Source organism: Flavivirga aquimarina (assembly GCF_030540835.1).
In the GTDB taxonomy this organism is placed as follows: Bacteria; Bacteroidota; Bacteroidia; order Flavobacteriales; family Flavobacteriaceae; genus Flavivirga; species Flavivirga aquimarina.
Window position 1 is genome coordinate 29,914 of the sequence record NZ_JAUOEK010000024.1, and the last position, 24,716, is coordinate 54,629.

Sequence of the window (24,716 nt, forward strand, 5' to 3'; positions counted from 1 at the left end):
AATACTAAATTTAATATAGATGATAATTAAAAGCATCATAATTGATGATGAAGTTCACAACCTAGAAAATCTAAAAAGGTTATTAGAAAAGAATTGCCCTAATGTTGAGGTAGTTGCAATGGCATCCTCTGCAGAAGAAGGTTTAGAACTCATTATAAATCAAGTACCCGACTTGGTGTTTCTAGATATTGAAATGCCTAATAAGAACGGATTTGAGATGCTGGAATCTATTGGTAATGTAAATTTTGAAATCATTTTTGTTACAGCATACAACCAATATGTGCTTCAAGCTATTAAATCGTGTGCGTTAGATTATTTAATGAAACCCATATCAATTTCAGAATTAAAAGAAGCAGTTTTAAGAGTGTCTCAAGTAGTTACTCATAAAAGAGAAAACCAGAAACTAAAGGTGCTCGTTGATAATTTAAAAAGTATTAATCAACCTAAAAAAATAGCATTACCTACTACAGAAGAACTTCACTTTGTGTCTATTGATGAAATAGTAAGATGTAAAGGCGAAAATAATTATACCATGTTTTTTTTAACAAATGGGACTTCCATATTGGTATCTCGTACCTTAAAAGAATGGGACGATTTGCTGTCTTCACATCAATTTATTAGAACCCATCAATCGCATTTAATTAATAGTATTCATGTAAAATCTTATGTAAAAAAAGATGGAGGCTATATTTTAATGAACGATGGGAGCATGGTAAGTGTTTCTAAACATAAAAAAGAACAAGCCCTAAGTAAGCTAGCATCCGTAAAATAAATTCTAATAAGATATACCAGTTACTAAGTAAATAATGGTAATAGCTAATTGTGGCAGTATTTATTGATTGATATGTAATATGTTTATGTTGTAACATTTTAAAGAACTAAACATGAAATTAATAAAACGAGCCCTAATCCTATTGTTTTTAACGTCTTTGAATAGTTATTTATATTATAGAAAGTGACTATAGACAAATTAATAGTTATAATACATTTGTTATATCACATAAGCCAAAATAAAAACACATATGAAAATCATCAAAATCACCTTAATATTAAATATCCTTTTTATTTCATTTTGCTGTACACAAAAAAAAACATTTAATGATAAAAAACAAGTTGTCGTTACAGGGAAAGTCCATCATTATAATGGAGAAAATGCCAAGTTGTATTTTATATATTCTCAACCAGGAGTATTAGGGTCAAGGGAATTAATAGACATTGATGGAGAAGGAAACTTTGAATATAAAATTGATGGATATATCCCTTTAGACGCCGTGCTATTAGAGCAAAACACATTTGCAAACATTAATTTCATTTATCATCCTGGAGACAGTATACATATAGAGTTTGAAGCAAAAGAAAAAAAAATACCACTTTTAAAAACGGTAAAGTTTAGTGAAGATGGAAATAAAACCAACAATCAAATAATTAATTTTCAAATTTTACGAGAAGAAAACAATCTCGGTTATGGAGCCATTAATCAAGCTGAATCATACAAGAAAAACGTTACAGATTTTATCCTCGAGATGAATTCAGTTAAAGAAAAACAACTAAAAATGTATAAGACATTTGTTGAAGAACAATCTCCAAGTGATGAAGCAAAAAATTGGGCGAAATTATTTGCATTAGAAACTTATTACTATTTTTTAGATAATTATGCAAATGGAAAGGAGAACCTTCCGGATAACTATTCAGATTATAATAACGAAATTCTTCCTATTACTCTTGATAATTTAATTTGTTGGAGCGTTATTGAAGGTAGAATCACTAGTGTCGTTTATTTAGATTTGTTTCCGAATTTTTCAAAGCAAAATACAGACCTTAATTTAATATCTTATTTAACTGACAAAACATTAAAATCAGATTCATTATTTGTCAATTTTGTTCGAGAAAATTATACAGATAATCTACAACGTCAGCTTATATTTAGTGGTCTTTATAAAAATTTATTCGGTATGACTTCGCTAGAAAGTTACCAAAGGAATCAAGATGTTTTGAAAACGGAGTTAAATACTCCTTTCATTTCTAAAGCACTCTATGAGAGTTTTGAAAAGACTATTGATTATTTAAAAAGTCCAAAAGAAAGAACTGCTTTAGTTTTGAAAAAAATGAAGGACTCCCCTATTGAAGAAACTTTTAATAAGATTCTTGAAGACAATAAAGGAAAAGTTATTTACATAGATTGTTGGGGAACTAATTGTGTACCTTGCATTAAAGAAATGCCAGATTCAAAGTTACTTATGTCTAAATTTAAAGAACAAGATGTACAATTCGTATACCTGTGTCTTAGTGGAGATGAAAAAAATTGGAATAAACTTTTGTCAAAATTCCAACTTGATGGAGGCCAACAATACCTATTAGATAATAAACAAGATCAATCTTTAAGAGACATTATGCAATTCAATGGAATTCCATATCATATTCTTATTGATAAAAATGGTTCTATTATTGAAAGTGGAAATCAGCTTGGACCAAGCATGAAATCTACAGAAGTAAAAATAGCAGAATTAGCAAGTGAATCATAAATTACGTGCTATAACAAAGAACTGAGTTAAAAAAGTAAGTCTTTTTTAAGCTAATATTGGCACACCTTTTTATCATATGGGACTTATCAATATAATACAGTACTAAATAAATTCTAAGAAAATTATACCAGTTACTAAGTAAATAATGTTAATGGCTAATTGTGATAGTATTTAATGATTGATATGTAATATGTTTATCGTGTATTAACATATATTCATCAATCAATCAACACATGAAATACTTTTTATTACTACTAACAGTTTTAGTTGCAACAAACACTTTTTCTCAATCAAATACTTTCGAAATTTCAGGAACTTTAACTTCAGAAGATGATAAAATACCTTTAGAATCTGCTACGGTTTATTTGCAGCGAGTAAAAGACAGCTCGTTAATTACCTATACTATTTCAGACCAAAAAGGGAGGTTTCTTTTAGGAAATAAAATTGGCGATAATCAAGCTAATCTTTATGTGTCTTATGTTGGGTATCAAACATATCAAAAACTAATTAATATAAATAAATCAAAAATAGATTTAGGAAATATTAGTCTTAAAATAAGTACAAATGCTTTAGATGAAGTCATTGTTAAATCTCAAGCACCAATAACCATAAAAAAAGACACTTTAGAGTTTAATGTAAAATCTTTTAAAACTAAAAAGGATGCTAGTATTGAAGACTTGTTAAAAGAATTGCCCGGAGTTGAAGTTGATCCAGATGGTAAGATAAAAGTAAATGGTAAAGAAGTTAATAAAGTATTAGTTAATGGGAAGCCTTTTTTTGGCAATGACCCCACAATTGCTACAAGAAATTTATCTAAAGAAATTATTGAAAAAATTCAGGTATCAGATACTAAAACAGATGAAGAAGCTTTTGCAGGAGAAGAAGGAGATAGAAGCAACAAAACAGTTAATCTGGTTGTTAAAAAAGAGAATAATAAAGGTGTATTTGGGCGTTTAGCAGCGGGAGCAGGAACAGATAAAACTTACGAATATGCAGGTATGTATAATAGATTTAATGATGATTTGCGATTTAGTGTCTTAGTAGGTGGAAATAATATTAATTCACCTGGATTTAGTTTTGGGGAAATTCGAAAAATGTTTGGAGGATCATCATCATATAATATTAATAAACAAGTATTTAATTATGGGAATGATGGTATTATTACTTCCAGGAATGTAGGCTTAAATTATGTTGATGATTGGGGAAAGAAAGCAGATGCATCAACAAATTATTTTGCGTCTAATTCCGACTTAGAGAATATTGTGAAATCTGAGCGTGAAAACATACTGCCAGATAGTCGTTTTTTTACAAACTTAAACTCTAAAACAATTTCCAATACAGAAAGACACAGTACCGAAACTAAAGTTAAAATTAAGGTAGATTCTACATTGTTAATTACCATAGAGCCGAAGTTTAGGTATATAAAAACTACCAATGACTTTAATAGCGATGAGAAATCTTTTGATGAAAATAGCGTGTTGATTAATGAGTCTACAAGTAAATCGTTTAAAGAAACTACAGAGAATTTCTTTTCTAATAATATTAATTTAACCAAACGATTAGGAACTAAAGGGGCGTTTTTTAAATTAGATATTTTTAATAGAAGTACTAAAACTGATACCGAGAATATTTTAAATAATCAAGTAGATATTTATGGTAATGGACTGGAAACTATTACTCTAAATCAATTAAGAGAAGTTGAAGGTAATGATAATACGTTTATTATATCTTCTTCTTACAGATTACCTATTAAAGGAAAAGAATTATCATTAGATATAGGATTTGGGTATAGAAATAATACACAAAAAAATATTAGAAACTCATACGATTTTAATGACTTAACACAAGATTATGAAACCTCAATCAATGAAGACTTAAGTTCAGATTTTGAGTATGCTAATATAACCAAAACCCCAAAGCTTACTTTAGAGTATAAAAAGAAAAAATGGTCTGGTTCTTTTAATGCTGATTTTGTTTTTAGAACCTTAGAGAATACCGACTATTTAAGACCAGAATTTAATTTGAAACGCAATTTTAACGCGGTAGTAGTAAAATACCGATTAAACTACAGAAGCCCTAAATCATCTTTAGGTTTAGGCTATAATTTAAGTAATAATGCACCTAGTTTATCTCAATTACAAACGTTTATAGATGTTACAAATCCTTTAGATATTATAGTAGGTAACCCTGAGTTAAAGCCATCAAATCGACATAACTTTTATATGTATTTCAATAAAAACAATTTTCAGAAAGGGATTGGGTTTAATACTTATTTAAGTTCTGATATTCTAAACAATAATGCAGTTGCTAAAAGATCAATTAATGAAGATCTTATTAGAGAAACCACATATACTAATATAGATGGAGGTTACACATTTCAAGCGTATATGGATTTTAATAAAAAAGTTAAAATAGATAGTTTAAAAACGGTTCAGCTAAACTTAGGATTTAATCCAAATATAAGAAGGTCTGTAAATTTTAATAATGATGTACAATATGCAAGTCTGTCAAAAACACTTTCACCCAATTTAGGTGCCAGATTCATGTGGAAAGATGTTGCAGAATTTGGAGTAAATTATAGTTTATCATTTACCAATAATACTTTTGATACTGATGTTTTTGACAATCAAGAATTCTCATATCATTCTATGTTTATTAGAACAATAAACTATTTCAATAAAAAATTTGATTGGAGAAATGAAATACGCTATAATTATAACCCCGATATTGCAGATGATTTCGAAAAAAGTGCATGGTTTTGGAATTCCACATTGGCATATTCTTTCATGAAAGACAAAGCCACTTTAACCTTAAAAGCATACGATTTGCTTAATCAAAATACTAATGCGAGAAGAATAGCGAATCAAAACTTTATAGAAGATAGACAAAGTACGGTTTTACAAAGGTATTTTATGCTAAGCTTTAGTTGGAAATTTAATACATTAGGAAAAGCTGGAGAGGTTAAAGGAGGGAACGGGTACTATATAGTGCGTTAATATGAAGAAATTTACAAGAATTAATACCGTATTTTGTTGGATGTTTAAAGATATGTTAAAGTTAACTTAAAAAAAGAGGTTTGTGTTTCTGTTGGTACGAATATTGTTAAAGAATTGTCAATCATCAATCAACTAATTAACCAAATGAGATCCCTTTTTTTAGCTATCCTACTATTATTTGTTTTTACTTCATTTTCACAATCAAAAGAATTTAAAATATCCGGAACTTTAATCTCCGAAGAAGAAAATATTCCTTTAGAATCGGCCACAATATATTTACAACGTGTCATTGATAGCAGTTTAATAACTTATACCATTTCTGATAGGCATGGGAAATTCGCATTAGAAAATAGGACTCCAGATGCAAAGGCGAACCTCTATGTGTCTTATGTGGGCTATCAAACCTATTTCAAAACAATTAATTTAGACAAAAAGATCATAGATTTAGGTAAAATAAACTTAAAGATAAATACAGATGCTTTAGATGAAATTGTGATTACTGCTGTAGCTCCTATTACAATTAAAAAAGATACATTAGAGTTTAATGTGAAATCCTTTAAAACAAAGAAAGATGCTAATGTTGAAGACTTACTAAAAGAACTTCCCGGAGTAGAAATTGATGAAGAAGGAAAGATAATAGTAAATGGAAAAGAAGTTAATAAAGTATTAGTAAATGGAAAACCATTTTTTGGAGACGACCCAACAATAACGACAAGAAACTTAACTAAAGATATCGTTGAAAAGATTCAGATTTTAGATACCAAAACGAAAGATCAAGCCTTTACGGGCGAAGAAGTAGATGGCGAAAACAAAACAGTAAATCTGGTTATAAAAGAAGAAAACAATAAAGGTGTTTTTGGTAGAGCGGCAGCTGGGGTTGGTACAGACGATCATTATGAGTATGCTGGTATGTTTAACTATTTTGATAACGATCGGCGAATAAGTGTTTTAGCAGGAGGTAATGATATTAACTCGCCAGGCTTTAGTTTTGGTGAAATACGCAAAATGTTTGGCGGAGGTAGTATGAATTTTAATAGTAATGGATCGTTTAGTGTGGGTGGACGGTCTTTTGGCGGAGGTCAAGGTATTACAGAATCTGAAAACTATGGAGCTAATTATGCTGACAAATTTGGAGAAAAAGTAGATGTAGCTGCAAACTATTTTTATTCTGGAAGTAACTCAGAAAATAAAACAGTGAGAGATAGAGAGAATATTTTAGCAGATTCAAGATACTTTACAGCTTCTAATTCCAATTCTTTTAATGATAGTGATAGTCATAGTGCAGATTTTGAGTTTGATATAAAAGTAGACCCCACACTTTTAATAAATATAGAACCATCATTTAGACGTTCAAAAAGTAAAACAGTATATTCTGAAAATGAAACATCAGAAGATGAATTAAATACACTAATAAATCAATCTACATTAACATCAAATGTAGAAACAATAGGTAAAAACTTTGGTAATGATATTGACATTACAAAACGATTTGGTTCTAATGGTGCATTTTTAAGGTTTAGTATAGAAAATGAAATAAATGTTAGTGAAAGTGATGATTTTTTAAATTCTGAAACTAATATTTTTGGTGACAATCCAGAAGACATCATAAGAGAGCAATATACAGATGGAGAAAACAAGGTTGTTAATTTTAATTCAGATATAACATATCGGTTACCGTTAATAGGAAAGGAATTCTTTTTAGAATTTAAATATGATTATAGAAGGAATAAACAGGAGGATAGAAAAAGCACATTCGATAGAGATGAAGATACTAATGAGTTTGCAATTTTTAATACAGAATTAAGTACCGATTTTGTATATATTAATGAAACCAGCACACCTTCTTTTGAGTTAGAATATAGAAAGAAAGAATGGTCTGCAAGATTTGAAGCATTATATATTTTTAGAAACTTGGAAAATAATGATGAATTGAGGCCGGAATTAAGTTTAAAACGAGATTTTGAAGCTATAGAATTAAGATCTAGATTTCGGTATAGGTTTAACTCCAAATCATCATTTAGTTTGGGTTATAACTTAAATAATAATCCGCCACAATTATCACAATTACAATCATTCAAAGATGTTTCAGATCCGTTAAATACAGTTACGGGAAACCCGAACTTAGAGCCGGAAAATAACCATCGAGTTTATATACGTTATAACAGTTTTGATTTTCAAAAAGGCTCTGGTTTTTACGGATATTTAAGTGCCAACTTTCGAGACAATACGGTAGTTAGAAAAACCATAATAGACGAAAATTTAGTTAGAGAAACGACTTATGCCAATGTAAATGGTAATTATAATGTTAATGGATACATATCGGTTAATAAAAAAGTGAAACTAGATAATTTGCTTTCTGTCGATTTTAGATTAGGATTTGGACCAGGCATAAGAAGAACAATAAACTTTAATAACGATGTTCAATATGCAAGTACCAATAAATCTATAACCCCTAATTTAAGGATAAGATTTGTTTGGAAAGATGTTTTAGAACTTACCCCTATGTATAGAATGTCGTTTACTAAAAACACATTTGATTTGGATAATTTTGAGGAACAAGAATTTGTTAACCACGCTTTAAATATAAATACAGCTACTTTTTTACCAAAAGCATTAGAATGGCGAAACGATATTCAATTTAGTTATAATCCTAATATATCAGACGATTTTCAAAAAAGTGCCTGGTTTTGGAATTCCACTTTAGCATATTCTTTTATGAAAGATAAAGCAACAGTAACACTCAAGGCTTACGACTTGTTAAAACAGAATACCAATGCCAGAAGAGTGGCCACCCAAAACTATATAGAAGATACGCAAAGTACCGTATTACAACAGTATTTTATGCTAAGTTTTAGCTGGAAGTTTAATACTTTAGGAAAAGCAGGTGAGGTAAGAGACGGGAGAAGATATAGAATAAATTAGTGCTTACATGCACAAGAAATAAACTTTTATAATTCCATTTGGTTAACTAAAATTAAATTATATCTTTGTGTCATACTTGAATAGGACACTAATACATTACTGTATGATTTATATAAATGACCTGGTATTTAATTATGATAAACAAAAAAGTTTATTTAATAATTTGAGTTTAGAACTTGAAAGTGGACAAATAGTTGGTTTGTTTGGTAAAAATGGATCAGGAAAATCTACTTTTCTAAAGTTAATCTCTGGATTAATAAATCCAAGATCTGGTGTTGTGAAATTAAATGGAGATAACCCTTTTAAGCGTTTACCTTCTTTGATGGAAGATGTTTACCTAGTATCAGAAGATTTATATATACCCGACATTTCTATTAAAAAATACATTGATGCTTATGCGTTCTTTTACAAAAAATTTGATTTAGAAAAAATGCATAAAATCATGAAAGATTTTGCGCTTCAAGAAACAGATTATTTGCACAAAATATCATACGGTCAAAAGAAAAAATTTTTGATTGCTTTCGCACTTTCCACCAATTGTCAATTTTTGCTCTTAGACGAACCTACTAATGGAATAGATATCACATCAAAAAGTATATTTAGAAAGGTGTTAATAAATTCTATAACAGATCATCAAATGGTAATTATATCCACACACCAAGTAAGAGATATTGAAACTATTATAGACCGTGTTTTGGTTTTAGATGATGGAAATAATGTTTTTAATTATCATGTTAATGATATATCAGAACACTTAAAGTTTGAAAGGCTTGCAGATATTTCAAACAAAAAAAATATAGTGTTTTATGAAAAAGAATTAGGGGCGTATAAAGTTATTTCTCCAGTCGATAATAGCGAAGAAACAGATATTGATTTAGAATTATTATTTAATGCAATTATAAGTAAGGCTCAAATAAAATTATAATAATGAATTTACAGGAGTATTTCAATTTAAACAGGTTCTGGTTGTATTTAAAGCATGATTTAAAATTGTATAAAAAAAAATATCTTGGTTTTATTCTAAGTTTTATTCTTGTACTTTTTTTAATAGATTTATTTGTAATTGAACAGAATTTATATATAGTTAAAGTAGAAAATAATTATGTTAGAACGTTTAGAACAGAAATCTATCAAGTCGTTTTCTTGTTAACACTTTTAATGAGTTGGGTGTTAGTAATTGGATCAAGCTTTTTACCATTGAGAAAAAGAAGTAGTACTATTAATTATTTGCTTTTGCCAGTATCTTTATTGGAGAAGGTTTTAGTGCAGTTTATTATAAGAGTAGTCGTATTTACATGTCTGTTTGTTTTTTTGTATTGGATAGAGTTTAAATTGGCGCTTTCTATAATTTATTTATTTGAAGATAAGCAAAGTTTAATTGTACCTAGTTTTGGAGTGTTTGACTTTTTTGAAAAATCGTTAATATTTTCTCATAAAATAATTATAATACTGTCTTTATTCTCTGTGACCTCATTTTTATTTGCAGCGACAACTTATTTTCAAAAACGCCCCGTTTTAAATACAGTACTTGCATTAGGAGTATTAGTTTTATTAGCCTTTGTTTTTTCGGTTGTAATGTCTCATGTATTATTACCTGATGAAGTTAATGGATTTGAAATGAAAATATTTGATAGAGAATTGCCTAATAAATGGAATACCATACAAATATGCCTTTCTACTATAGGAGTGATGTCTAGTTTATTTTTCTTTCCAATTGCTTATTTTAAATTAAAAGAAAAGGAAGCTTAATATGGAGTTTAAATCAAATAAAGGTATATATCTCCAAATTGCTGAAAATATTTGTAATCAGATATTAGAAGGTAAGTTAGAAGAAAATAAAAGAGTGCCATCTATACGAGAATTAGCTGTAGAGATGGAGGTTAATAGAAATACTGTAATGCGCACTTTTAGCTTTTTACAGGATGAGGAAATATTTGTAAATAAAAGAGGAGTCGGTTTTTTTGTAGCAGATAATGCCTCTAAGTTAATCTTAAAAAAAGAAAAGCAGAATTTTTTTAAAAATGAGTTTCCGTACCTAATAAAAAAAATTAAGCTACTAAAACTTAATAGTGAAGATTTACAAGAACTTATTTTAGAAATGAAGAATAACGATACTCATGAAAACAAGTAAATATATATTAATTGCATTTTTGATTTTCTTTTTTGGATCAATAACAGTGTTGCATATAGACTCGAAATTACACGAAGAGAGCTATAAAGCCTTAAGGATTGAAAAAGCGAAAAATAGAGAGATAAGAGATGATTTTTATATAGCTCGTGATGAATTTCGAAATAATAAGAGTAGAGAGAATTGGGGAAAATTATTAGAAAAAACAAAATTATATTTTACAGGTAATATCTTGTATGTAGAAGATTATAATACTGCTTGTTGGACTATTTATAATAACTATAAGAAATTTGGTAGCCTTGATGCTTTAAAAATGGTAAAAACTTGGGCAGAAACAGCTGTTAAGTTAACCCCTCAAGATGGACACATGCACGATACCTATGCAAATATTTTATTTGAGTTAGATTATGTTGAAGAAGCTGTAAAACATCAAGATACAGCAGTGAAGATACTTGAGAGAGAAGGACACGGATGGACAGATTTGTATAGAGAACGATTAAATAGATTTAAAATGCATTTACAAGATAGTGATGTTAAAGTAGGTGATAAATACATTGATGTTACAGCAACAAGTTTTGATGATAAAAAGATTAATTTCTCCGAGTTGATTGATGGGCAAGTAGCATTAATAAATTTTTGGAGGTTATGGGATGAGAAAATCAATGAAAGGAATAAGTCTTTGTTGACCATTTATAATGAATTTAATGCTAAAGGGTTAATTATCGTTGGTGTAACTAAGGGGGGCAGTTCAAATGTTCTTGAGACTATACATGATATGACTGCTAAAAATAAGCAACCTTGGGTAAATCTTTTAGATTTAGAAGGAGGTGACAGAATTTGGGATAGGTATAATGTTATAAATACACATTATAGAAGGTTATTAATTAATAAAGAAGGTGTTATTATTTCTATAAACCCAACTGAAGAGGAACTAAAAGAACAGTTAAATCAATTATTAAAATAAAATACGTATTAAATAGTTTTTTAAAAAACAGTTTTAAATTTTAACAAACAATAATTTAATTATCAATCAAAAATCGAACATGAGAAAAAATGTATTCATCCTTTTATTGTCATTAATTTGTACTTTTTCATTTGCACAACAAACAATTGAAAATCCAGATTATAGTTATAGTACCGTTCCAGGAGATTTAACTAAAATAGAAATTTTAGAAGATGCTACAGTATTGCATTTTCACATTAAGTACAAACCGAAATATTGGATTTTTATACCTAAAAAAACGTTTATAAAAAACGTCGATTCAGAAGAGAAACTTTTCGTTACTAAAGCTGAAGGGATTCCTTTGTCCAAACGTTTTTTCATGCCAGAGTCAGGTGAAACTAGGTATAAATTATATTTTCCTAAATTAAATAAACCTATAAATAAAATTGATTTTGGAGAAGCCAATGATGGAGGTACTTGGTTTATGTATGATGTAATTATTAATGAGGATGAAAATGATTTAATGTTGCCAAGAGTGTTGCGTGGAGATTGGTTATTAACAGACGGTAGTAACCGTTGGGATTATACTTTTAATCCAAAAAATGCGATAGTAGATAAACGTGTTTGGACTTATAAGTCGGTTGAAAATAAAGGAAAGACATATAAAATAACTCTTGAGAGTTCTGGGGAATTTAAAATAGTTTATGGAAAGCTAAGTAAAAAAGGGAAAGTAGATTTTGGGTTAACCCCTAAAGCATTACAGACTTATAGTTTAGAAAAAACAAATAACCCTAAATTTAAGTTAGAAAATGATGAGGTTTTTAAAGCATCTAATATTCTTAATAAAGATTCAGCAATCTATTCTGGTGTAATAAAAGGTTACACAGAAAGAGTCGGTATGAAAACAGGAATGGTCTATGTTAACAATGTTTTTAAAGGAAATCAAGAATCTAATTTGGTTAAAATTTCTGCAGATGGTAGTTTTTCAATTAAACTTAATTTGAGGCACCCTCAGTTTGTTCTTGTAAGAATAGCAGGCCTTAATGAGTTTGTTTTTGTAGAACCTGGAAAAGAAACATTTCATTTTATAAATGGTAAAAAATCGCTTTTTATGGGAGATTGTGCTCAAGTAAACTCTGATTTATATGCAATGAAAGATATACGATATTTTGATTCCCAATCAGCAATAGACAGTATAGGGATAACATCTCCTGAAGCATACAAAAAAATGTGTTTTGATGCTATGGATGAAGAGTTGAAAGCAGTTAAGGAGCTTGCAGAAAAACAATTTATTAGTAATAAATCACTTCAAATTAAAAAGATAGATATAACATATGGAGCCTTTGAAGAAGCATCCGGTTATAATATGTATAGAGGGAGTTTAGAAAGAAGAAATAAATCTGCTAAAACAGAAAAACAAAAAAAACCTTTTAAAGCATTTGAAGTTGATAGGTCTTTTTTTGATTTTGTAACAACAGAGTCTATTAATAATAAGTTAGCTGTCTTATCTACAAATTATAATTATTTTATAAACAGATTAATGTATGATAATGTTTTTAGAGCAGATAATGCAAAACGACCAACTATTGCTGAGCGTGCAGATTGGATACAAAGGCAAGGGAAAGAATTGTCATTAGAAGAACTAGAGATGGTAGAAGCGAGTAAAGAAATAGAAACACCTGAAATAGTAATAAAACAAGAGAAATTTAGAAAAGCTCATGGAAACGTTGAGCAAACTTTTTATAAAAAATATGCTAAAGAATATCAAAGTTTTTCAAAAGAGAACAAAGAAAAACCAAAATTTAATCATTATGTTTTGAATTTAGCTGATTATGTGACAACCAAAGGCGATACTCTTTCTGATGAAGAGATTAAAATGGTTGAAGCTGTTAAAATATTAAAAACAGCTATTGAATTAGAAAATGAAAAAAGGTTTAATGAAATATATGGAAAAGTAAGAGGAGAATTTTATAAAAAATATAGTAACAGTATTTCAAGTCTAAATAGGCATAACTATTATTCTAAAATAGATAAAAATATTAAAGATTATTTTGGCGATTCAGATGTTTTTCTATATGATATTATAGCTTTTCAAAGAGCGAATAAAAGATTAGAAGATTACAATGTGTATTCAGATGATGAGCTAAAAACTATTCAACAAAAAATTAAAGATCCCTTTCTGGTGACGTATATGGCTGCTATAAATGAGGATACAAAAGAAAAAATTGAATTAAATAAAACAAAAGGAGGTTATAATGTCAATGCAGTCGAAAATACTGAAGGAGATGAGTTGTTTAATGCAATGATTAAAAAGTTTAAAGGAAAAGTAATTTATGTCGATTTTTGGGCTACTTGGTGCGGGCCATGTAAATCTGGAATTAGTAGAATTAAACCTTTAAAAGAAGAAATGAAAAATGATGATGTTGTGTTTCTTTATATAACAAATCAAACATCTCCAGAAGGTACTTGGAAAAACGCTATTGCAGATATTAAAGGAGAACATTATAGAGTGACTAAGGATGAATGGAATTATCTTACAGACAAATTTAAAATATCGGGAATCCCTCATTATACTTTAGTTAATAAAAAAGGAGAGATTGTTAAGCCTAAAATGGGGCATAACTCAAACTCAAAACTTAAAACTATTTTAAAAAAACAAATTAAAAGTGACATATAGTTTTTTTGTATAAAAAAGAACAGTAAAAATTGTAGTATTAAAGAAGAGTATTGAATTAATCTAAATATTTCGATCGGTAGATTTCGTGCTTTATTAAAACCAGCGATGAAAAAGAAACTCAATATAATACTTTTAATTTTATTTATTTTTTTAGGTTTAAAATTGCAAGCTCAATTAGGGTTTTGTACAGGTAATTCTGGAGACCCTATTTTTAGTGAAGATTTTGGAGTTGGTTATAATGATGAACCAATATCTTCTGGTAGTACGACATATAATTTTACTACAGGAATACCAAGAGATGGGTATTATAAAGTATCTAGTAATACAAATTGGTTTGGATGGTTTAATACTAGAGATCACACACCAAATGATAAAAATGGAAGAGCTCTTATTGTAAATGCAAGCACTGAACCAGGAGAATTTTTTAAAATTTCAGTTTCTGGTTTATGCGAAAACACAACCTATGAATTTTCATCTTGGTTAATTAATTTGTTTCCTTATAATCATAAAGTATGTGGTTTTTTTAAAAATGAAAGTGCCATACCAATAAATGTAACATTTGAAATTTGGGATAGTACAGATACTGTGCTGATAAAAAGTGGAGATACAGGAAATATAAAAGGTTCTTATGCTCCTAATTGGGAGCAATATGGGTTAGTATTTCAAACAAAACTAGGGCAAACATCGGTGATTTTAAAAATGAGAAATAATAGTATAGGTGGTTGTGGTAATGACCTAGCTATAGATGATATCATGTTTAAAACGTGTGGCGATTCTGTTATTATAGAAGATGCATCAGGAAATAAAAACAATATTTCTTTATCTAATGATGAATTGCCTTATTCTACAATACTTAAAGCTGCTCCAGACTTTTCAGTTTTTTCGACACATTTTTATCAATGGCAAAAAAGTGAAAATGGTATTGATTGGGTTAATATTATAGGAGAAAATAGAAGTGATTTTTCAATAAAAAAGATAAGTACTTTAAGTTATTATAGAGTATTGGTTGCTGAAGATGCTATTAACTTATTGAATTCATCATGTAATTCAACTTCAGAAATTTATAAGGTTGAGATTCCTCAACCAAAGGAACGTGCCAAAATTCGAGAAAAAGTAACTCGAATTAATGTTATTGATTCAATAAAGCTAAAAGAATTTAAAACACCTAGTATAGCTGATTTTCTTGATGAAAATAAAAAAGTAGCGGAAGTTATAAACCCAAAGGAGAGTATTAAAACTAAAAAGCAAGTTACCATAGTGATGGATGGACATAAAATTATTAATCATGAAGTATGGATTGATGGTGCTCTAGGTAAATATGTACAAACAAGTGAAAAGATAATAAAGCAAGGAGATATTAACGCAGGTGCAATTATAGAAGAAACTATTTATTATAAAACGGTTTACGGTTATAATTCTAAAAAACGGATTTATAATACAAAATAAAATTTAGCTATTTTACTCTGAATAGAACTGATTATACAGTGGTAAAATGAGGTAGAGGGAGAAACTAAAATAAATCTTTTCATAACCAAAATTATTTGAAATTTTTGAAGATGCTAAATTCGGTATGTTTATATGAAGCCACATACGCAGTTGATGAAAAGTTGGAAAAAATAATTATAATTACCAACCACCAGAAGCACCGCCACCGCCAAAACCACCGCCGCCGAAGCCACCACCAAAACCACCGCCACCTCCAAAGCTTCCTCCGCCTGATGTCCAGCCACCTCCAGATGAGCCTCTTCGGTAACTGCCGCGTCCCATATTGCTTAATATGATAGCCTCTAAAATATCAGAGCCAGTAGACCTATTACCTCTATTTCCACCACCACCGCGTCGGTTTTTAGAAATAGATATAAGAATAATAATAAATATAAAAATTAGTATAAAAATAAACCCGGCAGGGAATTCATTATTAGATTTACGAGTCCCTTTATATTCGCCGTTTAAAACTTCAAAAATAGCGTCAGCCCCACGATTTAACCCACCGTAATAGTCATTTTTCTTAAAAAAAGGAATAATATCTCTATCTATAATTCGCTTAGACATCGCATCAGTTAAAAGATGCTCAACTCCATAACCAGTACTGATAGCTATTTTTCTATCATCTTTAGCTAATAAAATTAAAATACCGTTATCTTCTTTTTCTTGTCCAATACCCCATTTGTGACCCCATTGAGCACCTAAGAAATTAATATTTTCGCCTTTGGTGGAATTAATAACTGCAATTACAATTTGAGTAGATGTAGTGTCTGAATATTTAATGAGCTTTTGCTCTAAACTGTTTTTTTGCGTTGAGGAAAACAGGTTAATATAGTCGTAAACACTGGTTTGAGATTTAGGTTTCTCAGGAATATCAAATTGTGCATGAGCACTAGTAAACACAAAAAGAAACATTATTAAAGTAATAATAAGGCTTTTTGTTTTTAAAAGAAGCTGTATGCTAATGACTGAATGTTTCATATCAAAACTTAGCCTTTAGAAATTTCATTAGGCAGTTCGTTGGTATCCGAATCTGTATAAGGAAAATAGTGTTTAAGTTGCTCACCGGATTTTAAAATTCCATCAACCAATCCTTGTTTAAAGTTACCTACTTTAAAATGCGATTGCATGATATCTTTAGTGCTATCCCAAAAATCATTTGAAACAACATCATTAATACCTTTGTCTCCATAAATAACAAAGGCTTTATCATTTACCGCCACATAAATTAACACTCCGTTTTGAAGTTTGGTGTTGTCCATTTTTAAGGTATGAAAAAGCTCTAAAGCACGATTTGTTGCATCCCCGTTAGATGTTTTTTCAATATGAACACGTATTTCACCAGAAGTATTTAATTCGGCTGTTTTAATAGCCTCAACAATTTCTTGTTCTTCACTGGTAGAAAGGAAAGCTTCAATGTTTGACATTTAAAATTCTACTTTAGGGGCATTTTCACTACCTGGAGCACTTTTAAATCTTGCCATTTCTTTAAAACCAAATAGACCAGCGAATAGTTTTCCAGGAAATTTTGTAGTATAGATATCATAAATGTTTACCGTCTCATTGTAACGATTGCGCTCTACGTTTATTCTGTTTTCAGTACCTTCAAGTTGCGATTGCAATTCTAAAAAACTTTTGTCAGCTTTTAAATCAGGATAACGCTCTACAGTAACTAATAATTTAGATAAAGCACCGCTTAAACCTTGCTGCGCTTGTTGGAACTGAGCCATGGTTTCTGGGGTTAAATTATTAGCATCAATGGTTGTTTTTGTCGCTTCGGAACGCGCTTTAATAACACCTTCTAAAGTTTCTTTTTCGTGAGCGGCATATCCTTTTACGGTAGCCACCAAGTTTGGAATTAAGTCTGCACGACGTTGATAAGCACTTTCTACATTAGCCCATGCTGTTTTTGCATCTGCTTCATATTCTACTGCGGTATTGTTAAAATTATATGCAAATGCTCCTCCAAATAAAGCTAATACTATAATTCCAATTAATAATAATGCACCACAGCCTAAACCGGCAATAACCCCTTTTTTCATAATAGTTAATTTATTAGATGTTGTTTTTGTTGTTATAAATAAGACACATAATTAGTATAAAAGTTACTCGTCTAAGCATTTTTTTTGAGAAAAGCTTTTGTTTTAAGTCAAAATAAAATACTTAAAGATGTTGTTTTATTTTTATAAGTTGGTTTTTTACATCTTCTAACTTACTTATAATTTCAAAATTAGAAAGAGTGTCTTTTTTGTCTTCTTTTAGATGGATTTTAGCACCTTCTAGAGTAAACCCGCGTTCTTTAACGAGATGATAAATAAGCTTAAGGTTTTTTATATCTTCTGGAGTAAACTTACGATTTCCCTTAGCGTTCTTTTTAGGTTTTAGTACATCAAATTCTTTTTCCCAAAAGCGAATTAAAGAGGTGTTAACATGAAATGCTTTGGCGACTTCGCCAATACCATAATATCGTTTTTCAGGTAAATCTATATGCATTAATCCAGAGATTGATTTTCTAAAGAAGCATGCTCCAGTAGTTTGTTAAACTCTTCAGCTGTTAAACTGCCATAGTAAAAATTAATAGGGTTAATACGTGAGCCGTCCTTAAAAATTTCATAATGTAAATGAGGCGCTTCAGAGCGACCAGTACTACCAACAAAACCAATTAAATCTCCACGTTTTACCTTTTGATTTTTTTTCACATTATATTTATACAAATGCGCATATAAACTAGTATATCCAAAACCATGATTAATTCTTATGTGTTTACCGTAACCACTAGATCTTGAATCGGCACGAACAACAATCCCATCACCACTAGCATAAATGGGGGTGCCTCTAGGAGCAGTAAAATCCATGCCCCAATGCATTTTACGGGCTTTTGTAAAGGGATCAGATCGCATACCGTAACCAGAAGCCATTCTTGTTAAGTCTTCATTACTCACTGGTTGAATGGCAGGAATAGCTGCTAAAATTTTTTCCTTTTCTTCGGCCAATACAGCAATTTCATCAAGTGATTTAGATTGTACAACGATTTGCTTTTGTAATATATCTATGCGTTTGTTACTTTCTATTATTAATTTAGAATTATCAAAGCCTTCTAAATTCTTATATCTGTTTATGCCTCCAAATCCGGCTTTACGTTGTGCTTCAGGAATAGGGTTGGCTTCAAAATAAACACGATAAATATTATTGTCTCTATCTTCAATATTTGCTAAAACAGTTTCAGCTTCGGCCATTTTTTTATTAATCAATTCGAATTGTAATTGCATGTTATGCAATTCTCTTTTTAAGGCTTTTTCCTTTGGAGATTCAATATATTGACTTGCAATAAAAACAAAAATAAAAGCAAAGAAAACACAACCTAAAATAAAAAAGGATGCGTACTTAAAAGTTGTTCTTTTTTTTCGCTCTATTTTTTTATAAGAAAGCGATTCAGAATCGTAATAATATTTTACCTTACTCATTTCTCAAATTATACTATTTTTGCAACTAAATTAGGGTAAAGAAAATCGTTGTATATGATATATAAACGAACAAACCTACAAAAAAATATATAATCATTTACGATTATTTTTTGATTGTAGGTTTACGATATCTTAAATATAAAATATAAAAGTAAATATAAAAATTGTTTCTTATTAAAAGTAATTTAAAAGAATCAAAATTTTTAATAAAAATATATGAAGTCACAAGACGTCCGATCAAAATTTTTAAGTTTTTTTAAAGAAAAGAAGCATAGTATTGTTCCATCTGCACCTATGGTTTTAAAAGACGACCCTACCTTAATGTTTGTAAACTCAGGAATGGCGCCTTTTAAAGAATATTTTTTAGGTAATGGGCAGCCAAAGAATAGTCGTATTTCCGATTCTCAAAAATGCTTGCGAGTTTCAGGAAAGCACAACGATTTAGAGGAAGTTGGTTACGATACGTATCACCATACACTTTTTGAAATGCTTGGTAACTGGAGTTTTGGAGACTACTTTAAAAAGGAAGCCATTGCATGGGCATGGGAGTTGTTAACAGAAGTTTACGGCATAGATAAAGAGATACTATATGTAACGGTTTTTGAAGGAAGTGATGATGCAGATAGCCTTCCAATGGATACAGAAGCATACGATTTTTGGAAACAATACATTGCAGAAGATCGTATTTTAAAAGGCAATAAAAAGGATAATTTCTGGGAAATGGGAGAACAGGGGCCTTGTGGTCCTTGTAGTGAAATACATGTTGATATTCGATCGGCAGAAGAAAAAGCCAAAGTTTCTGGAAAAGATTTAGTAAATCAAGACCATCCGCAGGTGGTGGAAATATGGAACTTGGTTTTCATGCAATACAATAGAAAAGCCAACGGTAGTTTAGAGAACTTGCCAGATAAACATATTGATACAGGTATGGGGTTTGAGCGTCTTTGTATGGTATTACAAGGGGTGCAGTCTAATTACGATACAGATGTATTTACACCTTTAATTAGAGAAATAGAAACAATTGCTAAAAAGAAATATGGAGAACAGGAAGAAGCCGATGTCGCCATTCGTGTTATTGCAGACCATGTTAGGGCTGTAGCATTCTCTATAGCAGACGGGCAGCTGCCTAGTAACACAGGTGCTGGTTATGTTATTCGTAGAATTTTAAGGCGTGCAGTACGCTATGGTTTTACGTTTTTAGATAAAAAAGAAGCTTTTATTTATAGATTAGTTGATATCTTGAGTAAGAAAATGGGAAAAGCTTTCCCAGAATTAAAAGCTCAAAAACAACTTATTGAAAATGTTATTAAAGAAGAAGAACAATCATTTTTAAGAACCTTAGATCAAGGCTTGGTGTTGTTAAACAGAATTGTTGAAGAAACAAAAAATGACATAGTTTCTGGAGAAAAAGCTTTTGAGTTATACGATACTTATGGTTTCCCAATAGATTTAACAGCTCTTATTTTAAGTGAAAAAGGATTAAAACTTGATGAAAAAGGTTTTGATGACGAACTACAAAAACAGAAAAACCGTTCGCGTGCAGCCAGTGAAATGTCGACGGACGATTGGACGATTTTATTTGATGACAAAGAAGAAGAGTTTGTAGGATATGATACGCTTGAAGCTCATGTTAAATTAACCCGATATAGAAAAATTGTTTCGAAAAAAGAAGGAGAAATGTATCAATTGGTGTTTAATATAACACCTTTCTATCCCGAAGGAGGAGGCCAGGTAGGCGATAAAGGATATTTAGAAGATACACATGGGGATGTTATTTATATTTTAGATACAAAGAAAGAAAACAATGTAATTATTCATTTTACTAAAAATTTACCGAAACATATAGAAGAAACGTTTAAAGCAGTTGTAGATTCAAAACAGCGTTATAGAACTGAATGTAACCATACTGCCACGCATTTGTTACATCAGGCTTTAAGAGAAGTTTTAGGAATACATGTAGAGCAAAAAGGAAGTGCTGTACACTCAAAATATTTGCGTTTCGATTTTTCTCATTTTTCAAAGCTAACTGTTGAAGAACTACGTGATGTCGAAAATTTTGTAAATGCTAGAATAGAAGGGAAATTACCTTTAATAGAGAAGCGAAACATTCCTAAAGAAGAAGCTATAGCAGAAGGAGCCATGAGTTTGTTTGGTGAGAAGTATGGTGATACAGTTCGCGCTATTCGCTTTGGACAATCTATCGAACTTTGTGGAGGTACACACGTGAAAAATACAGCAGATATTTGGCATTTTAAAATAGTATCGGAAGGAGCAGTAGCAGCAGGAATTCGTCGTATAGAAGCGATTACTAACGATGCTGTTAAAGATTTTTATTTTGAAAATAACCGCACTTATTTTGAAATGAAAGATCTGCTTAACAATACTAAAGAACCTGTAAAAGCATTACAAAATCTGCAAGAAGAAAATGCGAATCTAAAAAAACAAATAGAGACACTTTTAAAAGATAAAGCTAAAAATATAAAGAGCGAACTTAAAAGTGAATTGCAAGACATTAATGGAATTCAGTTTTTAGCAAAAAAGCTAGATTTAGATGCCGCAGGTATAAAAGATGTTGCTTTTGAGTTAGGGAGCCAGTTTGATAATTTGTTCTTGATATTTGGAGCTGAACAAAATGGAAAAGCATTATTGTCTTGTTATATTTCGAAAGCATTAGTAGCTAGTAAAGAACTAAATGCAGGACAAGTAGTAAGAGAGCTTGGAAAATACATCCAAGGTGGTGGTGGTGGACAGCCATTTTTTGCAACTGCGGGAGGTAAAAACCCTGCTGGGATTGATGAGGCTTTGGTTAAGGCTAAGGATTATCTGGTTTAACCAGTTTTTCTCGAAAAGATGCGAAGACACAAAGTTTTATGGAAAAAAAGAAGTGCTTTTTGAAAATTATTTAGCTACTAAAATAGTTGATTGTTGTTATCATATTCATGTTAATTTAGGGCCTGGTCTTTTGGAATCTGTTTATGAAGAAGTGTTATTTTGTGAATTAACTGAGAAAGGATTTGAAGTAGAACGTCAAAAACAATTGCCTGTTGTTTGGAAAAATAAAAAATTGGATTTAGGTTTTAGAACTGATTTAATTGTCGAAAACAAAGTCATGATTGAAATTAAATCAGTACAAGAAATCCATCCTGTACATCCTAAGCAATTGTTAACATACTTGAAATTAAGCGGATTAAAACTAGGGTTACTAATTAATTTCAATAGTCCTTTAATAAAAACAGGAATAACCAGAATAGTTAATGGTTTATAATAGAGTAAACTTTGCGTCTTCACATCTTTGCGAGAAAATATGAAACTACAAACAAAAATACCATTAGAAAAACAATCTAATAACCCAATAGACTATACCTCTAATATTCTATTATTAGGATCTTGTTTTGTAGAAAATATTGGAAAAAAGTTAGACTATTTTAAATTTCAAAATCTTCAGAACCCATTTGGCATCTTATTTCACCCTAAAGCGATTGAAAGTTTAGTTTTTGATGCCATAAATGAAAAAACGTACACAGAAGAAGATGTTTTTTTTCATAATGAACAGTGGCATTATTTTAATGCACATTCAAAGTTAAGTAATAACTCAAAAGAAGATTTGTTGCATAATTTAAATGAAAGTATAAGGTTGACAAATCAACAGATCCAGAAATCAACACATATTATTATTACTTTAGGTACCGCTTGGGTGTATCGTTCTATTAATACCAAACAAATTGTGGCGAACTGCCATAAGGTTCCTCAAAAACAGTTTACGAAAGAATTACTCACAGATGATGCGATTACTACATCAATAGAAGCAACAGTAAGTTCGATTAAAAGTATAAACCCTAAAGCATCAATCATTTTTACAGTATCTCCCGTACGCCACATAAAAGACGGTTTTATCGAAAATACGCAGAGCAAAGCATATTTAATAACAGCAATACATCAGTTTTTAAATCAAAAAGCATCAATCGTTAATCAGCAATCATTTTATTTTCCTTCCTATGAAATTATGATGGACGAACTGCGCGATTATCGTTTTTATACCGAAGATATGATTCATCCCAATAAAATAGCTATCGATTATATTTGGAATCGTTTTCAAGAAGCTTGGATGTCCCCAAAAGCAGATAAAATAATGGAGCAAGTTGATACGATTCAAAAAGGATTACAGCATAAACCATTCAACCCAAATTCTGAAGCGCATCAAAAGTTTCTTCAAAACTTAGAAGTTAAAAAAACTCAAATTCAATCTCAATTCTCGTATATTTCATTTTAAATAATTAATAGTCAGTATGTTAAAAGGTGATGTTGCGTGTGCGAAAAATTATATATAAATAATATTTAAAAGGTGAGTTTTGTAGTTGAAATTTGTTGATTAAGAACAACCAATTTTATTATTACATTTTATCTTTTTTTAATAACGTTTTATCGAAGAATTACGAATTCTAAAGCTAATAATTGTAGATTTAGGTGCTATTAATCAGTTCGTAACAAAAAACATCAATTGTAATAATCAGTAAAAATGATTTCGATTGGTGTTTTTTTTATGCTGTTTTTTTAATCTAAAATATCAGTGTTAATGAGTGATTAAGCATAACCTTTGTTTAACTTTTATTTAATGCTGCTTGCAGGCAAGTTTATTATTTTTGACATGAATTTGGTTTGAATGCCTCAAGTTTAGTTTTGAGCTTTTTATTAAAGTTATTATAACTTATCGATTTGAGCACATTCGAAGTGATACGGGAATATATAAATGCATTGGTTAGACTTCTTATGTCGAAGGAAACTGATGTTTTTTTGTTTAAATAAGAAAAGAATTCTTCTTAAGTTTACTAAGAAGCATCAATTAAAATTGTTATTCTTGCTAACTTGTTTGTTGATAAACAGGAGCGGGAATCTAAATTAAAAATGAATACATAGGTATATATGAAGATGTATATTCCAAAATATTTCTTTACTTAGCGTATGCGTAAAATTCTATTTGGTGTTGTAGTCACTTTAATTATCCTGTTTACTTTTAGATATTGTGGAGATAAACAGGAAGATAAAATAATGCTTCAAGAAAACTCTGCACTTATCCAGCAGCAAATAAACAATGTAGGAAAGCTAATAGTAACAGAAGGGCATTTTAGCGAAGTATTTAATTACAAGAACTCTAAAGATATTTTTGGAGAATATTTTACTTCGGAAAAAAAAGCTTTGGTTGTTGTTAATGCTGAGGTTGTTATAGCTTATGATTTGAGTAAAATTGAGTTTGAAATAGACGAAACCAGTAAAACATTAACCATCTCAAGCATTCCAAAGGAAGAAATAAAAATTACTCCGGATTTGGAATATTACGATATTCAGTCAGATTTTCTAAACCCATTTGAAGCAAAAGATTATAATGATATAAAGAACATTGTTAAGGCATCATTAAATAAAAAAATAGAAGCCTCCGATTTAAAGACAAATGCTAAAAACAGATTGATAAGCGAGCTCTCAAAATTTTATATTCTAACAAATTCTCTAGGATGGACTTTAAAATACAACGAGAATCCGGTATCGACTATGGATGCTTTACAAGGTTTAAAATTATAGTTGCT

Annotated in this window: 19 protein-coding genes; 14 read left to right on the plus strand and 5 right to left on the minus strand. The window is 29.9% G+C overall.

Going from position 1 to position 24,716, the window contains the following annotated elements; genetic code table 11:
• Nucleotides 1-19: 19 nt before the first annotated feature.
• The 10 genes from Q4Q35_RS01120 to Q4Q35_RS01165 all read left to right on the plus strand — a co-directional run bounded on the left by Q4Q35_RS01120 (nt 20) and on the right by Q4Q35_RS01165 (nt 15,634).
• A complete protein-coding gene (locus tag Q4Q35_RS01120) occupies nt 20-772 on the plus strand; it encodes a LytR/AlgR family response regulator transcription factor (protein WP_303276078.1) in 753 nt (250 codons plus the stop codon).
• Between the two features lie 250 nt (nt 773-1,022).
• Nucleotides 1,023-2,522, plus strand: a complete 1,500-nt coding sequence (locus Q4Q35_RS01125) for a TlpA family protein disulfide reductase (RefSeq protein WP_303276079.1) — start codon at nt 1,023-1,025, stop codon at nt 2,520-2,522.
• Between the two features lie 233 nt (nt 2,523-2,755).
• The gene (locus Q4Q35_RS01130; protein ID WP_303276080.1) at nt 2,756-5,518 is read left to right on the plus strand and encodes an outer membrane beta-barrel protein; all 2,763 of its coding nucleotides are present in this window, start codon (nt 2,756-2,758) and stop codon (nt 5,516-5,518) included.
• Nucleotides 5,519-5,662: 144 nt separating this feature from the next.
• Nucleotides 5,663-8,440: an outer membrane beta-barrel protein gene (locus Q4Q35_RS01135; protein ID WP_303276081.1), complete on the plus strand. Its 2,778-nt coding sequence runs from the start codon at nt 5,663-5,665 to the stop codon at nt 8,438-8,440.
• 103 nt (nt 8,441-8,543) lie between these two features.
• Nucleotides 8,544-9,365 carry an ATP-binding cassette domain-containing protein gene (locus Q4Q35_RS01140; protein WP_303276082.1) on the plus strand — a complete coding sequence of 274 codons (822 nt, stop codon included), beginning with the start codon at nt 8,544-8,546 and terminating at the stop codon, nt 9,363-9,365.
• A gap of 2 nt (nt 9,366-9,367) precedes the next feature.
• Entirely contained in the window at nt 9,368-10,189 is an 822-nt protein-coding gene (locus tag Q4Q35_RS01145) for a hypothetical protein (RefSeq protein ID WP_303276083.1), read from the plus strand.
• 1 nt (nt 10,190) lies between these two features.
• Nucleotides 10,191-10,571, plus strand: coding sequence for a GntR family transcriptional regulator (locus tag Q4Q35_RS01150; protein ID WP_303276084.1), 381 nt, complete (start codon nt 10,191-10,193; stop codon nt 10,569-10,571).
• Nucleotides 10,558-11,532: a peroxiredoxin family protein gene (locus Q4Q35_RS01155; protein WP_303276085.1), complete on the plus strand. Its 975-nt coding sequence runs from the start codon at nt 10,558-10,560 to the stop codon at nt 11,530-11,532. The genes Q4Q35_RS01150 and Q4Q35_RS01155 overlap by 14 nt, the downstream gene beginning before the upstream one ends.
• 79 nt (nt 11,533-11,611) lie before the next feature.
• Complete coding sequence (locus Q4Q35_RS01160) at nt 11,612-14,188, plus strand: TlpA family protein disulfide reductase (protein ID WP_303276086.1); 2,577 nt, start codon at nt 11,612-11,614, stop codon at nt 14,186-14,188.
• Nucleotides 14,189-14,293: 105 nt separating this feature from the next.
• Nucleotides 14,294-15,634 carry a DUF8696 domain-containing protein gene (locus Q4Q35_RS01165; protein WP_303276087.1) on the plus strand — a complete coding sequence of 447 codons (1,341 nt, stop codon included), beginning with the start codon at nt 14,294-14,296 and terminating at the stop codon, nt 15,632-15,634.
• Nucleotides 15,635-15,814: 180 nt separating this feature from the next.
• Here Q4Q35_RS01165 and Q4Q35_RS01170 read toward each other — a convergent pair whose 3' ends face one another.
• From Q4Q35_RS01170 to Q4Q35_RS01190, 5 genes are all read right to left on the minus strand, one after another.
• Nucleotides 15,815-16,588, minus strand: a complete 774-nt coding sequence (locus tag Q4Q35_RS01170) for a TPM domain-containing protein (protein WP_303276130.1) — start codon at nt 16,586-16,588, stop codon at nt 15,815-15,817.
• A gap of 74 nt (nt 16,589-16,662) precedes the next feature.
• Entirely contained in the window at nt 16,663-17,100 is a 438-nt protein-coding gene (locus Q4Q35_RS01175; protein WP_303276088.1) for a TPM domain-containing protein, read from the minus strand.
• The gene (locus Q4Q35_RS01180) at nt 17,101-17,715 is read right to left on the minus strand and encodes a LemA family protein (protein WP_303276089.1); all 615 of its coding nucleotides are present in this window, start codon (nt 17,713-17,715) and stop codon (nt 17,101-17,103) included.
• 121 nt (nt 17,716-17,836) lie between these two features.
• Nucleotides 17,837-18,166 (minus strand): MerR family transcriptional regulator, encoded by a 330-nt coding sequence (locus Q4Q35_RS01185; RefSeq protein WP_303276090.1) that lies wholly within the window; start codon nt 18,164-18,166, stop codon nt 17,837-17,839.
• Nucleotides 18,166-19,137 (minus strand): M23 family metallopeptidase, encoded by a 972-nt coding sequence (locus tag Q4Q35_RS01190; RefSeq protein ID WP_303276091.1) that lies wholly within the window; start codon nt 19,135-19,137, stop codon nt 18,166-18,168. The genes Q4Q35_RS01185 and Q4Q35_RS01190 overlap by 1 nt, the downstream gene beginning before the upstream one ends.
• A gap of 216 nt (nt 19,138-19,353) precedes the next feature.
• On the opposite strand from Q4Q35_RS01190, the gene alaS reads away from it, so the two are divergent.
• The 4 genes from alaS to Q4Q35_RS01210 all read left to right on the plus strand — a co-directional run bounded on the left by alaS (nt 19,354) and on the right by Q4Q35_RS01210 (nt 24,711).
• Nucleotides 19,354-21,969 (plus strand): alanine--tRNA ligase, encoded by a 2,616-nt coding sequence (gene alaS / locus Q4Q35_RS01195; protein ID WP_303276092.1) that lies wholly within the window; start codon nt 19,354-19,356, stop codon nt 21,967-21,969.
• Entirely contained in the window at nt 21,932-22,402 is a 471-nt protein-coding gene (locus tag Q4Q35_RS01200) for a GxxExxY protein (RefSeq protein WP_367892730.1), read from the plus strand. Before alaS ends, Q4Q35_RS01200 begins: the two co-directional genes overlap by 38 nt.
• Nucleotides 22,403-22,441: 39 nt before the next feature.
• A complete protein-coding gene (locus Q4Q35_RS01205; RefSeq protein ID WP_303276093.1) occupies nt 22,442-23,407 on the plus strand; it encodes a GSCFA domain-containing protein in 966 nt (321 codons plus the stop codon).
• A gap of 689 nt (nt 23,408-24,096) precedes the next feature.
• A complete protein-coding gene (locus Q4Q35_RS01210; RefSeq protein WP_303276094.1) occupies nt 24,097-24,711 on the plus strand; it encodes a DUF4230 domain-containing protein in 615 nt (204 codons plus the stop codon).
• Nucleotides 24,712-24,716: the final 5 nt, after the last annotated feature.